Source organism: Bacillus sp. 05T21, assembly GCF_056396785.1.
In genome coordinates, this window is the sequence record NZ_JBFTMD010000050.1 from 1 (window position 1) to 14,989 (window position 14,989).

Genomic DNA, 14,989 nt, shown 5'->3' on the forward strand with positions numbered 1-14,989 from the left:
GTGATGATGGCAGAGAGGTCACACCCGTTCCCATACCGAACACGGAAGTTAAGCTCTCTAGCGCCGATGGTAGTTGGGACCTTGTCCCTGTGAGAGTAGGACGTCGCCAAGCAAGATAAAAACACAAGTCTTTTGACTTGTGTTTTTTTATTTCCCATGAAATAGGCCCGGTTCTGTTAGTAAAAATGCTGAAATATAGTAAGGAATTTTTTGAGCAGAAATATTGAGAAATTGATAAATAAACGGATAATCTTCAGATCCATAGCTTCCAAGTAAGTCATACCACCAATCTGTTTCATACCTAGAAATCATACTTAAATTATAGAGCAATAAATAATGAACAAGGAGCTCAGGCAACACTGGCTTAGAGTTTCTAGGGTCAGTCGTAAGTGGTAAATAATAAGTGTCAGTAAGATGCTCATAGTATAAAGGTGTGCTATACATAGGATTCCATGATTGAATAGGTGCTGAAAAAAACACATTTAATTCATTGTTTTTCTCAGGTACGTGTTGTATTGATAAATGCTTACAAGCTGTTTCGATGTAACGAGAAAATCTCTCTTTGGTCATATGTAGTCGATCTAGTATGTTGACTGAAAACGAGAGTTCATTTTTATTTGTTGAATCAATTTTATATAATGTTGTTCCTTTTTGACTATAGCGAAATAAATGTTGTAATTCAGGGATTTTTCCCATTAGCTCTAACATATTAAACTTTTCTGTTTCTAAGTGTTTCATGTGAAACAGTTGTTCTGCCGCGTGAGTAAATAGTCCATTTTTCTGTATTTTCACTTCATCTTCTAAAAATTGATATCCTTGTTTTTTTCGTTTACGGGTTGTCACTCCATGTGCTAAAACAGTTGTTGATTCTGGATAGTTTGGATCAATAGTTAATAAACAGGCTTTAAAAAGTTGCCCCATCCCATAAAATAACAGCATTGGCTGAATGGAAAATGGCGCTGTTTTATATAATTCATAATAATTTTTACCGTGTTCTAAGTAATAAATAAATGGATAACAATTTTCAAAACTTTTTTTTTCGGCATCCTGAATCGAGGATTTTTCATAACAACGGGCAAGATAATGTTGTACGTTTTGAGATGAAAAGAAGAAACTTAACTGCTGCCAAGCACAAGGTGTATGATGCATATATTACGCTCCTTTTATTGTCTAAAAATTCTAACATATTAATACTTTCTTGACAGTATTTTAACCAATTGATAAGCTACTAATAATAATTTCTGGTATCATGGGGGGAACAATTATGTGGGAATCTAAATTTGTTAAAGAAGGTTTGACTTTTGATGATGTATTACTTGTACCAGCAAGATCAGATATATTACCAAGAGAAGTAAGTGTTAAAACAGTTTTATCTGAAAGCTTACAGTTAAACATCCCGTTAATTAGTGCAGGAATGGATACAGTAACAGAAGCCGATATGGCTATTGCTATGGCTCGTCAAGGCGGTTTAGGAATCATTCATAAGAATATGTCTATTGAGCACCAGGCAGAGCAAGTTGACAAAGTAAAACGCTCTGAAAGCGGCGTTATTTCAGATCCATTCTTTTTAACTCCAGAACATCAAGTATATGATGCGGAACATCTTATGGGAAAATACCGTATCTCAGGTGTACCAGTTGTAAATAATTTAGATGAGCGAAAATTAGTTGGTATTATTACAAACCGTGATATGCGTTTCATCCAAGACTACTCAATCAAAATTTCTGACGTAATGACAAAAGAACAGTTAATTACAGCCCCAGTTGGTACTACACTAGGAGAAGCTGAAAAGATCTTACAAAAGTATAAAATTGAAAAGCTCCCTCTTGTTGATAATAGCGGTGTATTACAAGGGCTTATTACAATAAAAGATATTGAAAAAGTAATTGAATTTCCAAACTCTGCAAAGGATAAGCAAGGACGCTTATTGGTTGGAGCAGCAGTTGGTGTAACGGCTGATGCAATGCTTCGTATCGATGCATTAGTAAAAGCGAGTGTAGATGCAATTGTACTTGATACAGCTCATGGACATTCTCAAGGTGTTATTGAAAAAGTAAAAGAAGTTCGCGCGAAATACCCAGCACTAAATATTATTGCTGGTAATGTTGCTACAGCTGAAGCAACAAAAGCATTAATTGAAGCTGGTGCAAATGTAGTTAAAGTTGGTATTGGACCAGGATCTATTTGTACAACGCGTGTTGTAGCTGGGGTTGGTGTACCACAATTAACAGCAGTTTATGATTGTGCAACTGAAGCCCGTAAATACGGCATCCCAGTTATTGCAGATGGCGGTGTTAAGTACTCTGGTGATATGGTTAAAGCTTTAGCAGCAGGAGCACACGTTGTTATGCTAGGTAGTATGTTCGCTGGTGTAGCTGAAAGCCCTGGAGAAACTGAAATTTACCAGGGGCGTCAATTTAAAGTATATCGTGGTATGGGTTCTGTTGGAGCAATGGAAAAAGGAAGTAAAGATCGCTACTTCCAAGAAGGAAACAAAAAACTTGTTCCAGAAGGTATTGAAGGACGAGTACCATATAAAGGACCTTTAGCAGATACAGTTCATCAATTAGTTGGTGGATTACGTGCAGGTATGGGATACTGCGGAGCACAGGATTTAGAATTCTTACGTGAGAATGCGCAGTTCATTCGTATGTCGGGTGCTGGTTTACGTGAAAGCCACCCTCATCACGTACAGATTACAAAAGAGGCTCCAAACTACTCATTATAATGTCTTATATGTAAATAGACGGAGATTTGATATCTCTGTCTATTTTTTTTTGATTATGTTAGAATAACGGTTATGTGAGTACATAGATATTGGGGGTAGCAAAAGTGAAAGGTATGTTTTGCAAAAGATTCATTGCGTTGGTAACAGTGCTTACACTAGCTTTTGGCATGTTTGCACCATATAGCAATGCATCAGCAGAAACAGGAGCTGCTTTAAACATTGAAGCAGGTGCAGCGATTTTAGTTGAAGCGAATTCTGGAAAAATTGTATATCAAAAGAATGCAGATGAATTATTATCAATTGCTAGTATGACAAAGATGATGAGTGAATATTTAGTTCATGAAGCAGTGGATAAAGGAAAACTTAAGTGGGATCAAAAAATTAAGGTTTCTGAATATGCATATAAGATTTCACAAGATGCTTCATTATCAAATGTTGCATTAGAAAATGGTGGCCTGTACACAGTAAAAGAGTTATACGAGGCAATGGCAATCTTTTCTGCAAATGGTGCAACAATTGCATTAGCAGAAGCAATTGCAGGTAAAGAAGTAGATTTCGTAAAAATGATGAATGATAAAGCGAAAGAACTAGGATTGAAAAATTATAAATTTGTTAATTCTACGGGTTTAACGAACAAAGATTTAAAAGGGATGCATCCTGAAGGTACAACACCGGATGAAGAAAATAAAATGTCTGCGAAGGATGTTGCAACTTTAGCGCAACATTTAATTAAAGATTATCCCAAAGTGTTAGATACAGCAAAAATCCCGAAAAAAGTTTTCCGTCCCGAAAAAGAGAAATTTGGGATGTCGAACTGGAACTGGATGTTAAAGGGTTTAGTTAAAGAATATGACGGAGTAGATGGTCTAAAAACAGGATCAACTCCAGAAGCAGGGGACTGCTTCACTGGTACGGTTGAACGAAACGGTATGCGTTTTATTTCTGTAGTTATTAAAACAAGTTCTCATACAGCGCGTTTCGATGAGACAAAGAAATTATATGATTATGGCTTTGCTAACTTTGAAATGAAGAAAATGTATGAAAAAGGTTCTTCGGTCAAAGGAAAAGAAACAGTAAGAGTTGAACATGCGAAAGATAAAGATGTAGCAGTTCAAACGAAGCAAGCTGTTTCACTTCCGGTGCCAAAGGGAAGTAAAGACGTTTATAAAACAGAATTTAAAGAAGGAAATAAGGGACAAGAAGCACCTCTGAAAAAGGGAGTTGCACTTGGACAAATGGTTGTAACGTCTAAAGATAGTAATGATCCTGGATTTTTATCAGGAAAATCATTACAAGTAGACCTTGTAACAAAATCTAAAGTAGAAGAGGCAAGCTGGTTTACACGTTCTATGCGCGGAATTGGTTCTTTCTTTAGTGGTATGTGGAATGGTGCTATTGATACAGTAAAAGGTTGGTTTTAAAAGCTCCTCATTGTAGGAGCTTTTTTTTATTCCTATTTTTCATACCGACTTTATGAAAAAGTAGTAGACAAGCATCAGATAGTTAGTGGTAGAATGTAAGAGTATTCTTAATTTTCTTCTTTAACGGGGAAAGCAATTCACCTAGGGGGGTTTTTGTACATGACAAATGTAACAGGGACAGAACGTGTAAAACGTGGAATGGCAGAAATGCAAAAAGGCGGCGTTATTATGGACGTAGTTAACGCTGAGCAAGCAAGGATTGCAGAAGAGGCAGGCGCAGTTGCTGTTATGGCATTAGAGCGTGTACCTGCAGATATTCGTGCAGCAGGTGGCGTTTCTCGTATGGCAGATCCAACAATTGTTGAAGAAGTTATGGGTGCTGTATCAATTCCGGTTATGGCAAAATGTCGTATCGGTCACCTTGTAGAAGCACGTGTATTAGAATCATTAGGGGTAGACTATATCGATGAGAGTGAAGTATTGACTCCCGCTGATGAAGTATACCATTTAAATAAACGTGATTACACAGTTCCGTTTGTATGTGGTTGCCGCGATATCGGAGAAGCTGCACGTCGTATTGCAGAAGGTGCATCTATGCTTCGTACAAAAGGTGAACCTGGAACAGGAAACATTGTAGAGGCAGTGCGTCATATGCGCCAAGTCAATGCAGAAATCCGTCAAGTTGCAAGTCTACGTGAAGATGAGTTAATGACATATGCAAAAAATACTGGTGCTCCTTATGAAGTACTACTTGAAATTAAACGCCTTGGTCGCCTGCCAGTTGTAAACTTTGCAGCAGGTGGTGTAGCAACACCAGCAGATGCAGCGTTAATGATGCAACTTGGTGCTGATGGTGTATTTGTTGGATCTGGTATCTTCAAATCAGAGAACCCAGAGAAATTTGCACGTGCAATCGTTGAAGCAACGACTCATTATGAAGATTACGAACTAATTGCAAGCCTTTCTAAAGGATTAGGTAATGCAATGAAAGGTATCGAAATTTCAACGTTATTACCAGAACAACGCATGCAAGAGCGTGGATGGTAATTAAAGGAGATCTTTAAAATGGTGAAAATCGGTGTACTAGGTCTTCAAGGTGCAGTTCGTGAGCATGTAAAATCAGTTGAGGCAAGTGGTGCAGAAGCTGTTGTTGTAAAGCGTATAGAGCAACTTAAAGAGATTGATGGTCTTATTTTACCAGGCGGTGAAAGTACAACAATGCGCCGTCTTATTGATAAGTATGCTTTCATGGAGCCTCTTCGTACATTTGCGAAGTCTGGTAAACCAATGTTTGGTACATGTGCAGGAATGATTCTTCTTGCGAAAACACTTATTGGCTATGAAGAAGTACATATTGGTGCTATGGATATTACGGTTGAGCGCAATGCGTTCGGACGCCAAAAAGATAGTTTTGAAGCTGCACTTTCAATGAAAGGTGTGGGAGAAGACTTTGTTGGTGTATTTATCCGTGCTCCGTATGTTGTAAATGTAGCTGATGATGTTGAAGTACTTTCTATGCATGGCGAGCGAATGGTAGCGGTAAGGCAAGGGCCGTTTTTAGCTGCTTCTTTCCATCCGGAATTAACGGATGATCATCGTGTAACAGCATACTTTGTAGAAATGGTAAAAGAAGCGAAAATGAAAAAAGTTGTATAAGTAACTTGCAACTTGTATAAGATTATAGTAAATTGATGATAACAATTTTATAAAATAAGCGTGTTGATAGGAAGTAGTAACAAATGTTGTTTCTTATAGAGAGTCGATGGTTGGTGGAAATCGATAGAAACAGTTTGTGAATCCATCCTGGAATGGAATGTGGAATATCTTTTGATTAGTAAACATTCCCGGTGAAGAGCCGTTATTTCTACTTGAGAGGAAAGCGGTAATGCTTTCAACTAGGGTGGCAACGCGGGTTAACTCCCGTCCCTTTGTATAGGGACGGGAGTTTTTTGTGTTTTATAAAATAAAAGGAGGAGTATATAATGCTTGATATTAAATTTTTACGTACGAATTTTGAAGAAGTAAAAGCAAAATTACAGCATAGAGGCGAAGATTTAACGGATTTTAGTCGCTTTGAAGAACTTGATACGAGAAGAAGAGAGCTACTTGTTCAAACAGAAGAACTAAAAAGTAAACGTAACGAAGTATCTCAACAAATTTCAGTATTAAAGCGTGAAAAGAAAGATGCGGAAGCTCTAATTCTAGAAATGCGTGAAGTTGGGGAAAAAGTAAAAGATCTTGATAATGAGCTTCGTACAGTTGAAGAAGATTTAGAAAGATTAATGCTATCTATCCCAAATATCCCTCATGAATCTGCTCCAATAGGTGAAACAGAGGATGATAACGTAGTAGCACGTACTTGGGGAGAAGTGAAAGAATTTACTTATGAGCCAAAACCGCATTGGGATCTTGCTACTGATTTAGGGATTCTAGATTTTGAACGTGCTGGGAAAGTAACAGGAAGCCGATTTGTATTTTACAAAGGTGCTGGTGCAAGATTAGAACGTGCTTTGATTAGCTTTATGCTTGACCTTCATACTGATGAGCATGGATATGAGGAAGTATTGCCTCCTTATATGGTAAACCGTGCAAGTATGACAGGAACAGGACAACTTCCGAAGTTTGAAGAAGATGCATTCCGTATTGAAAGTGAAGATTATTTCCTAATCCCGACAGCTGAAGTACCTGTAACGAATATGCATCGTGATGAGATTGTGAGTAAAGAGCAATTGCCGATACGATATGCTGCGTTTAGCTCATGCTTCCGTTCTGAAGCAGGTTCAGCTGGTCGTGATACACGTGGTTTAATTCGCCAACACCAATTTAATAAAGTTGAACTTGTTAAGTTCGTGAAACCAGAAGATTCTTACGAAGAGTTAGAAAAATTAACAAATGATGCAGAGCGCGTGTTACAATTATTAGAGTTGCCATATCGCGTTATGAGCATGTGTACAGGAGATTTAGGATTTACAGCAGCGAAGAAATACGATATTGAAGTATGGATTCCAAGCTATGGTACATATCGTGAAATTTCTTCTTGTAGTAATTTTGAGGCATTCCAAGCGAGACGCGCGAATATCCGTTTCCGTCGTGAGCCAAATGGCAAACCGGAACATGTTCATACACTAAATGGATCTGGTCTTGCAATTGGACGTACAGTGGCAGCTATTTTAGAGAACTACCAACAAGAAGATGGTACAATTATAATTCCAGAAGTTCTTCGCCCTTATATGGGAGGAAAAACAGTTATTAAATAAGTTAAAACATTCATCGGTATGAGTGATTGGTAATTATGGACGTTGTCAGCAGTGTCAAAAAGGAGAGGGGAAGTAAAATTTTCCTTTCCTCATAATTTATTATAGTAGGGTTGACTAACTGTTTTTCTTTTGATATTATATTTGATGTCAATATGGAGGTATACCCAAGTCTGGCTGAAGGGATCGGTCTTGAAAACCGACAGGCGGCGAGAGTCGCGCGGGGGTTCGAATCCCTTTACCTCCTCCAGATATAATTGACAACAGCGCATATAAGTGGAGATTGGAGAACTCGTTACCAACACGTAACGAGTTTTTATTTTAAAACCAATCATAAAGTATGATGTAAGGATATAGTGTCCTTATTACACACTCATATTCCGATGATTATCTTCATAGATATGAAAGGAGTTAACATGGATCTTATTATACAAACGTTTCCTTTAGATGGAAAAACTTTATATTATGTACAATGTCCTGTCTGTAAGAACAATAGAATTTTAAACAGTGGTGCAAATGTGTCGCGCATTATAAGTGATGATACATTCCGTAAACTTTGTGGTTGCACTTGTGATGTAAAACAGGTTGCAAAAAAAGTAGAGGTACCAAAAGAAGCTGAAAAACCAGCTGTGCAAAAAGAAGTAACTCCAAAACGTACAGGGAAATTACTAACAGCAGTAATTAATGGGAAAGAATTGACTGTTAAAGAGATTGCTGAAACATATGATATTAGTACGAGTACTGTTCGTCAGCGTATTAATGCTGGAAAGCCAGAGAGTGAAATTATTGCTCCGACAAAAAAGAAAAAGTAATTTCATAGGAAAACCCGTGCATATGCACGGGTTTTTTATTTTACAAGTTTACGTGTTTGTTTTAAAAAATGTCCAATTTTTTTAATGATTGGTTCGATTGAATCGCCATCTTTTAAAATATCGTATTCATTAATGTTTAATCGTAAAACAGGGCATGAATTAAAGTTATTAATCCAGTTATCGTAACGTCCATGCATCTCTTTCCAATATTCAATTGGTGTTTGCTGCTCCATGGGACGTCCTCGTTCTTGAATACGATCGACAATATCATCAAAAGAACCTTCTAGGTAAATTAATAAGTCTGGATGAGGGAAGTAAGGAGTCATGACCATAGCATCAAATAAACCTTTGTATGTTTCATAATCAGTTTCAGTCATTGTACCCTTTTCGTAATGCATTTTTGCGAAAATACCAGTGTCCTCATAGATAGAACGGTCTTGAACAAAACCGCCACCATATTCGAAAATTCTTTTTTGTTCTTTAAATCGTTCTGCTAAAAAGTAAACTTGTAAGTGAAAGCTCCAGCGTGTGAAATCAGCATAGAACTTGTCCAAATATGGGTTGGAATCTACTTTTTCAAAAGATGTACGATAACCTAAAGCGTTAGCCAATGCAGTTGTCATAGTTGATTTACCGACACCTACTGTTCCAGCAATAGTGATAACTGCATCATTTGGTATATCATATTTTTGCCTTAAATTCATTGTTATTTCGACTCCTTCAAGAGAGTATTTTGAAGAGCTGATAAGATGACATTTAAATCATCAGGATTTCTTACAAAATCCATATCGTCTCCATTAAATTTTAATACCGGAATATCCGGATGGTCCTTTTTGAAAGCATCCATTGCTGTTTCGTAATCTTTTGTAAGCTGTAGCAAGTAATTTGGATCCATATTTTTTTCGAATTCTCTTCCGCGCATGGCAATTCGTTTTTGTAATGTTTCTAGGCTCGCTGTTAAATAAACGATGACATTTGGTACAGGCATATCTTGCGTAAGAATGCGATAAATTTGCATGTACTTATCATATTGAGAATCTTTTAATGTACGGGATGCAAAAATTAAATTTTTAAATATATGATAATCTGCTACTACAGGCTTTCTTTGATTCAAATACTTTATGTTAATATCCTCTAGTTGTTTGTATCTATTACAAAGAAAGAACATCTCTGTTTGAAAACTCCATTCGTCGATGTCTTCGTAGAATTTTCCTAAAAAAGGATTTTCATCAACAATCTCTTTTAGTAAGTGGAGTTGCATGTGAGTTGAAAGTTCCTTCGCAAGTGAAGTTTTTCCAACACCAATTGGTCCTTCAACCGTGATAAATGGTACTCCGGTCACGCTGTTTCCTCCTTTCAATCAGTGATTTACCGTGACTACTAAAAACACAAAACAGAATTATTGTAGCACAAGAGGGGAGCGAGCGGACTAATTTGATATAAAAAGTTAGAAAATAGATATGTATTAATTAAATTTTATTTGGGATGACGGTACAATATTTGCCTTTAATGTGGCTTCCATTATTTTTAAAGCATGTTCATTATCTTGCTCGTTATTAGAAGCGATGCAATCCCGTGGTACATAAAGTGTATAATTTCTCATATGGGCATCATTAGCTGTAAAAAGGATGCATATGTTCCCGGCAATTCCTGTTAAAATGAGATTTTCGATTTTTAAATAACCTAATAAAGAATTCAAAGGTGTTTCATAAAAAGCAGAGTAATGTGGTTTAATAAAAATATAATCGTCAGTATGCGGAGCAATGGCCTCGATAATATTTTTACTATACTCATTTGTACAATGAGTGATAAGTTGATCAATATCAGATCTCCAAAGTTGATAGTGATCATTGACATAAATTATTGGATAGCCCAATGATTTCATGGTGTCCTTTAATTGTAAAATGGGGTTCTTTATAATTTCACATTTCTGTGCCAGGATGGGTCCGTGGGAGAATTGAAAATCATTAATCATATCGATAATGAGTAAGGCAGTATTTTTCATATGTAATTCCCTCTCTTTCTTCTTTAGGTTGGATTGAATTTGTAAAAGTTATCCCACCTGCAAGAAATGAAAAAGTGTATTTTATTTTTGGTGAAAGGACTATATTATGGAGCGAGATATATATTTTATGCAGTTAGCAATAGAGGAAGCGAAGAAGGCGGAGGCGATACAAGAGGTACCAATTGGTGCTGTAATTGTGCTAGATGGTGAAGTGATTAGTGTCGCACATAACTTAAGAGAAACTGAACAGAGATCAATAGCTCACGCCGAGCTCTTAGCTATTGATGAAGCTTGCAAAAAATTAGGGACATGGCGTTTAGAAGATGCAACGTTATATGTAACATTAGAACCTTGCCCAATGTGTGCAGGGGGAATTGTTTTATCGCGTATAAAACGGGTTGTATATGGTGCGAACGATCCGAAAGGTGGATGTGCAGGTACGTTGATGAATCTTTTAACTGATGAGCGTTTTAATCATCAGTGTGAAGTAGTGGCTGGTGTACTTGAAGAGGAATGTGGTACGTTGTTAACGATTTTTTTTAGGGAGCTTCGTAAGAAAAGAAAAGAAGTGAAAAAACTAGAGAAAAGTAATGGTAACTAACGTATTTGCATTTTGTAAAAAAACAAGTTATACTGATAATGCCTTATCCAAGGCAACCGAATATTGGTTTTAACTTTGCCGTGCTAAGCGGGGAGGTAGCGGTGCCCTATACTCGCAATCCGCTCTAGCGAGGCTGAATCCCTTCTCGAGGTTATGCTGCTGTAAGGTCTGCCTTAAGTAAGTGGTGTTGACGTTTGGGTCCTGCGCAACGGGACCCCGTGAACCTTGTCAGGTCCGGAAGGAAGCAGCAATAAGCGGGTTTTCTCGTGTGCCGCAGGAGTGCCTGAACCGAGCTAACTGCTTGAGTAACGCTTATGGTACGTAATCGACAGAAGGTGCACGGCAGTTATATATGTATACAAAACTCACCTTTATATAAAGGTGAGTTTTTTGTATGGAAAATAACTTTTGGAATCTATAAACAGAATGGGTTATAATAAATAAGATAATAACCTTTGAGGGAGGCCGTATTTTCGTGTCATACCAAGCGTTATACCGAACATGGAGACCGCAAAAATTCGAAGATGTAGTCGGTCAAAAGCACGTGACAAAAACGTTGCAAAATGCCCTTCTTCAAGAGAAAGCTTCACATGCTTATTTGTTTTCGGGTCCGAGGGGAACAGGGAAAACGACAATTGCAAAAGTATTTGCAAAGGCAATTAACTGTGAACACGCCCCGGTAGCTGAACCTTGTAATGAATGTCCTTCTTGTTTAGGAATTACACAAGGGTCTATTTCAGATGTATTAGAAATTGATGCGGCTTCAAATAACGGTGTAGATGAAATTCGAGATATAAGAGATAAAGTAAAATATGCTCCAAGTGCTGTAGGATATAAAGTATACATTATTGATGAAGTTCACATGCTTTCTATGGGTGCCTTTAATGCGCTTTTGAAAACTTTAGAAGAGCCACCAGGACATGTTATTTTTATTCTGGCGACAACAGAACCGCATAAAATTCCAGCTACAATTATTTCGCGTTGTCAGCGTTTTGAGTTTCGAAAGATATCAGTAAATGATATCGTTGAGAGATTATCGACGGTCGTGACAAATGAAGGTACGCAAGTAGAAGATGAAGCGTTACAAATTGTAGCGCGTGCCGCCGAAGGTGGTATGCGTGATGCGCTCAGTCTTATTGATCAAGCTATTTCTTATAGTGATGAGACGGTGACGAGTGAAGATGTTTTAGCTGTAACAGGATCTGTATCTCAGCGATATTTGGGTGACCTGGTAGAATGTATACGTGAAAATGATGTATCAAGAGCGTTACGTATTATAGATGAGATGATGAGTAAAGGGAAAGATCCAGTTCGCTTTATGGAGGATTTCATTTACTACTATCGTGATATGCTTTTATATCAAACTTCACCACAATTAGAACATATGTTGGAACGGGTAATTGTAGATGATCAATTCCGTACGTTAAGTGAAGAAATGCAACCGGAAGTAATCTATGAAATTATTCATACCCTTAGTAAGGGACAACAGGAGATGAAGTGGACAAACCATCCAAGAATATTCTTGGAAGTTGTTATGGTGCAACTGTGTCAGCAGTTTATGATGCAAGCAAACGGCGCAGATCGTTTGCAAGCGATTATGAACAGGATGCAGCAGCTGGAGAAAGAGTTAGAGCAAGTTAAAAAGAATGGCGTGCCAGCTGGTGTGCAGCAGGAAGTAAGGGAGACGCGGGCAACACCAAAACCGGTACGAACAGGAAGTATGAAAATTCCTGTTGGACGTGTGAATGAAGTGTTAAAGCAAGCGAAGCGTCAAGATTTAGAACAGTTAAAAGCTGTATGGGGCGAATTATTAGGAAGGCTCAAGTCACATAACAAAGTAGCATTTGCTGTTTTATTAGAAAATAGTGAACCAGTTGCGGCTTCGGATGATACCTATGTGTTAGCATTTCAATATGAGATTCATTGCAAAATGGCTAGTGAAAATCGAGAAGCGATGGATACATTGGAACAAACTCTTTTTGAATTGTTAAGTAAAAGGTTAAATATGATTGCTATCCCAAAAAGTGAATGGGGTAAAATTCGTGAAGACTTTTTACAACGCGAAGGCGGGGATTCTGAAGAAAGCCCAGAACAAAAAGAAGATCCTCTTATAGAAGAGGCTGTAAAATTAGTAGGGCAAGAACTTATTGAAATAAAAGAGTAATAATAATGAGGAGGAATTAATTATGATGCGTGGCGGAATGGGAAATATGAATAATATGATGAAACAAATGCAAAAGATGCAAAAAGACATGGCGAAGGCGCAAGAAGAGCTTGGCGAAAAAACAGTTGAAGGTACAGCTGGCGGCGGAATGGTTACTGTTATTGCAAATGGTCATAAGCAAGTTCTTGAAGTGAAAATTAAAGAAGAAGTTGTAGATCCAGAAGATATCGAAATGTTACAAGACTTAGTATTAGCTGCAACGAATGATGCACTTAAAAAAGTTGATGAACTTTCAAACTCTACAATGGGCAAATTTACAAAAGGCATGAACTTACCAGGTGGAATGTTCTAGGAGGATATTGATATATGCATTATCCAGAACCGATATCAAAATTAATCGATAGTTTTATGAAGTTGCCAGGAATCGGACCGAAAACAGCGGTTCGATTGGCATTCTTCGTGTTAGATATGAAAGAGGATGATGTACTAGGTTTTGCGAAAGCACTTGTGAATGCAAAGCGAGATTTAGCGTATTGTTCTGTGTGCGGACATATCACTGACCGCGATCCTTGTTATATTTGTGACGATTCGCATAGGGATCAATCGGTTGTTTGTGTAGTACAAGAGCCGAAAGATGTAATTGCGATGGAAAAAATGAAAGAATACCAAGGTGTATATCATGTTTTGCGTGGTGCCATTTCTCCAATGGAGGGAATTGGACCAGAGGATATTAATATCCCGCAGCTATTAAAGAGACTGCAAGATGAAACAGTACAAGAAGTGATATTAGCAACAAACCCTAATATTGAAGGGGAAGCCACAGCGATGTACATATCCCGCCTCTTAAAGCCAACAGGAATTAAAGTAACTCGTATTGCACATGGTCTGCCAGTTGGTGGAGATTTAGAATATGCAGATGAAGTAACACTATCGAAAGCTTTAGAAGGTCGTAGAGAGATATAAGAGGAGAAGGGAAAATGTTCTTTCGAAAAAAGGGTAAGTTGCGTAAAGAGTATGACGATAAGTTAATTGTATTATTAGAAAAGGTAAAGAATGAATGGCTACGTCAGAAGAGACTGGTTGAACAAAGTGTTGAGCCGTCTCAAGATGTACTTTGTTCTTTAAAAATAGCAGAGGCGAAATATTTTTTCTTGTTAAAAGAAGCAAAACGTCGTCCTGTGAAAATGGAACAATGGTAAAAGGTCCTGCTTTTTAAAGCGGGACCTTTTGCTTTTTATAGATTTATTTGTGAGTAACAGGGCTACTTTATTTTTGGGATATAAAGAGGAGAAAGAAAAAGTGGGAATGGAATCAGTTGTATCTAATTGTTAGTGCTTAGAAGAAATATTATTGATTAAAGGTTATAAAGACGAAGTGGTAGGAGTTATGTTATAGATGTTCTTTTTTCTTGTCTTGTCCCATACAAATGGATATGTATAGGTCATTCATAAGGAGGAAAAAATGAATTCTACAATTATTATTGTTGGCATTCTTGCTTTGGTTTTTATTTTTCTTGTTTTTGGTGTTTCTGCTAAACCAATACGTTTTATAGGGAAAGCACTCTTTCATGTCACTTTGGGTATAGCGTTACTATTTATTGTGAATGTTGCAGGGACATATTTCGATTTTCATATTCCAATTAACATGGGCACAGCTACAGTATCAAGTTTATTAGGGGTGCCAGGTGTTGCTGCATTAGTGATTATTAAGCTATATATAATGCCAAGATAAATTTATTTTGGCATTTTTTAAAAAAGCGTTGACTTATCGATTAGTAATATGATAAATTAATAAGCGTCGTCAGGAACGAAAGAAAAAAGTTGTTGACAGATTCAAGTCAAAATGTTAAATTGTAAAAGTCGCTGAAACGCGATGTTGAACTTTGAAAACTAAACGAAACAAACAACGTGAAACGTCAATTTTTATTTTTAGATGCTAGACAAACTAACTTTATTGGAGAGTTTGATCCTGGCTCAGGATGAACGCTGGCGGCGTGCCTAATAC

Annotated in this window: 16 protein-coding genes, 1 tRNA gene, 1 rRNA gene, 1 other RNA gene and 1 other annotated feature; of the genes, 15 read left to right on the forward strand and 4 right to left on the reverse strand. The window is 37.3% G+C overall.

The features are described 5' to 3' along the window. Positions 1 to 112, forward strand: a 5S ribosomal RNA gene (gene rrf, locus AC1DKZ_RS31630); the annotation flags it as partial. A gap of 35 nt (positions 113 to 147) precedes the next feature. Here rrf and AC1DKZ_RS31635 read toward each other — a convergent pair. Continuing rightward, positions 148 to 1,149, reverse strand: a complete 1,002-nt coding sequence (locus AC1DKZ_RS31635; protein WP_476997872.1) for a YaaC family protein — start codon at positions 1,147 to 1,149, stop codon at positions 148 to 150. A gap of 115 nt (positions 1,150 to 1,264) precedes the next feature. Here AC1DKZ_RS31635 and guaB point away from each other — a divergent pair, with 115 nt between their 5' ends. From guaB to AC1DKZ_RS31670, 7 genes are all read left to right on the forward strand, one after another. Then, positions 1,265 to 2,728 carry an IMP dehydrogenase gene (gene guaB, locus AC1DKZ_RS31640; RefSeq protein ID WP_002091619.1) on the forward strand — a complete coding sequence of 488 codons (1,464 nt, stop codon included), beginning with the start codon at positions 1,265 to 1,267 and terminating at the stop codon, positions 2,726 to 2,728. A gap of 113 nt (positions 2,729 to 2,841) precedes the next feature. Beyond that, positions 2,842 to 4,149, forward strand: a complete 1,308-nt coding sequence (locus tag AC1DKZ_RS31645) for a serine hydrolase (RefSeq protein ID WP_431183663.1) — start codon at positions 2,842 to 2,844, stop codon at positions 4,147 to 4,149. Positions 4,150 to 4,308: 159 nt separating this feature from the next. Beyond that, positions 4,309 to 5,196, forward strand: coding sequence for a pyridoxal 5'-phosphate synthase lyase subunit PdxS (gene pdxS, locus AC1DKZ_RS31650; protein WP_070140483.1), 888 nt, complete (start codon positions 4,309 to 4,311; stop codon positions 5,194 to 5,196). A gap of 18 nt (positions 5,197 to 5,214) precedes the next feature. After that, positions 5,215 to 5,805, forward strand: coding sequence for a pyridoxal 5'-phosphate synthase glutaminase subunit PdxT (pdxT, locus tag AC1DKZ_RS31655; protein ID WP_476997873.1), 591 nt, complete (start codon positions 5,215 to 5,217; stop codon positions 5,803 to 5,805). A gap of 54 nt (positions 5,806 to 5,859) precedes the next feature. Beyond that, positions 5,860 to 6,080 (forward strand) — a binding site (T-box leader). Between the two features lie 51 nt (positions 6,081 to 6,131). Beyond that, positions 6,132 to 7,406 carry a serine--tRNA ligase gene (gene serS / locus AC1DKZ_RS31660; RefSeq protein WP_476997874.1) on the forward strand — a complete coding sequence of 425 codons (1,275 nt, stop codon included), beginning with the start codon at positions 6,132 to 6,134 and terminating at the stop codon, positions 7,404 to 7,406. A gap of 154 nt (positions 7,407 to 7,560) precedes the next feature. Then, positions 7,561 to 7,653: transfer RNA gene (locus AC1DKZ_RS31665), tRNA-Ser, on the forward strand. Positions 7,654 to 7,819: 166 nt separating this feature from the next. Continuing rightward, positions 7,820 to 8,215, forward strand: coding sequence for a sigma factor-like helix-turn-helix DNA-binding protein (locus tag AC1DKZ_RS31670; RefSeq protein WP_002029297.1), 396 nt, complete (start codon positions 7,820 to 7,822; stop codon positions 8,213 to 8,215). 35 nt (positions 8,216 to 8,250) lie between these two features. Here AC1DKZ_RS31670 and AC1DKZ_RS31675 read toward each other — a convergent pair whose 3' ends face one another. From AC1DKZ_RS31675 to AC1DKZ_RS31685, 3 genes are all read right to left on the reverse strand, one after another. Further along, on the reverse strand, positions 8,251 to 8,919 hold the full coding sequence (locus tag AC1DKZ_RS31675; protein WP_002009620.1) for a deoxynucleoside kinase: 669 nt from the start codon (positions 8,917 to 8,919) through the stop codon (positions 8,251 to 8,253). Between the two features lie 2 nt (positions 8,920 to 8,921). Then, positions 8,922 to 9,557: a deoxynucleoside kinase gene (locus tag AC1DKZ_RS31680; RefSeq protein WP_002009621.1), complete on the reverse strand. Its 636-nt coding sequence runs from the start codon at positions 9,555 to 9,557 to the stop codon at positions 8,922 to 8,924. Positions 9,558 to 9,680: 123 nt separating this feature from the next. Beyond that, complete coding sequence (locus tag AC1DKZ_RS31685) at positions 9,681 to 10,220, reverse strand: cysteine hydrolase family protein (protein WP_002130738.1); 540 nt, start codon at positions 10,218 to 10,220, stop codon at positions 9,681 to 9,683. 106 nt (positions 10,221 to 10,326) lie between these two features. Here AC1DKZ_RS31685 and tadA point away from each other — a divergent pair, with 106 nt between their 5' ends. The 7 genes from tadA to AC1DKZ_RS31720 all read left to right on the forward strand — a co-directional run bounded on the left by tadA (position 10,327) and on the right by AC1DKZ_RS31720 (position 14,716). Then, positions 10,327 to 10,821 carry a tRNA adenosine(34) deaminase TadA gene (gene tadA, locus AC1DKZ_RS31690; protein ID WP_476997875.1) on the forward strand — a complete coding sequence of 165 codons (495 nt, stop codon included), beginning with the start codon at positions 10,327 to 10,329 and terminating at the stop codon, positions 10,819 to 10,821. 78 nt (positions 10,822 to 10,899) lie between these two features. Beyond that, an RNA gene (gene ffs / locus AC1DKZ_RS31695) (signal recognition particle sRNA large type) lies at positions 10,900 to 11,164 on the forward strand. 132 nt (positions 11,165 to 11,296) lie between these two features. Continuing rightward, on the forward strand, positions 11,297 to 12,985 hold the full coding sequence (gene dnaX / locus AC1DKZ_RS31700; RefSeq protein WP_002029302.1) for a DNA polymerase III subunit gamma/tau: 1,689 nt from the start codon (positions 11,297 to 11,299) through the stop codon (positions 12,983 to 12,985). A gap of 25 nt (positions 12,986 to 13,010) precedes the next feature. Next, positions 13,011 to 13,337, forward strand: a complete 327-nt coding sequence (locus AC1DKZ_RS31705) for a YbaB/EbfC family nucleoid-associated protein (RefSeq protein WP_170935248.1) — start codon at positions 13,011 to 13,013, stop codon at positions 13,335 to 13,337. 14 nt (positions 13,338 to 13,351) lie between these two features. Continuing rightward, the gene (gene recR, locus AC1DKZ_RS31710; protein WP_002009629.1) at positions 13,352 to 13,948 is read left to right on the forward strand and encodes a recombination protein RecR; all 597 of its coding nucleotides are present in this window, start codon (positions 13,352 to 13,354) and stop codon (positions 13,946 to 13,948) included. Between the two features lie 14 nt (positions 13,949 to 13,962). After that, complete coding sequence (locus AC1DKZ_RS31715) at positions 13,963 to 14,184, forward strand: YaaL family protein (RefSeq protein WP_427280740.1); 222 nt, start codon at positions 13,963 to 13,965, stop codon at positions 14,182 to 14,184. 262 nt (positions 14,185 to 14,446) lie between these two features. Beyond that, entirely contained in the window at positions 14,447 to 14,716 is a 270-nt protein-coding gene (locus tag AC1DKZ_RS31720) for a pro-sigmaK processing inhibitor BofA family protein (RefSeq protein WP_002063354.1), read from the forward strand. Positions 14,717 to 14,989: the final 273 nt, after the last annotated feature.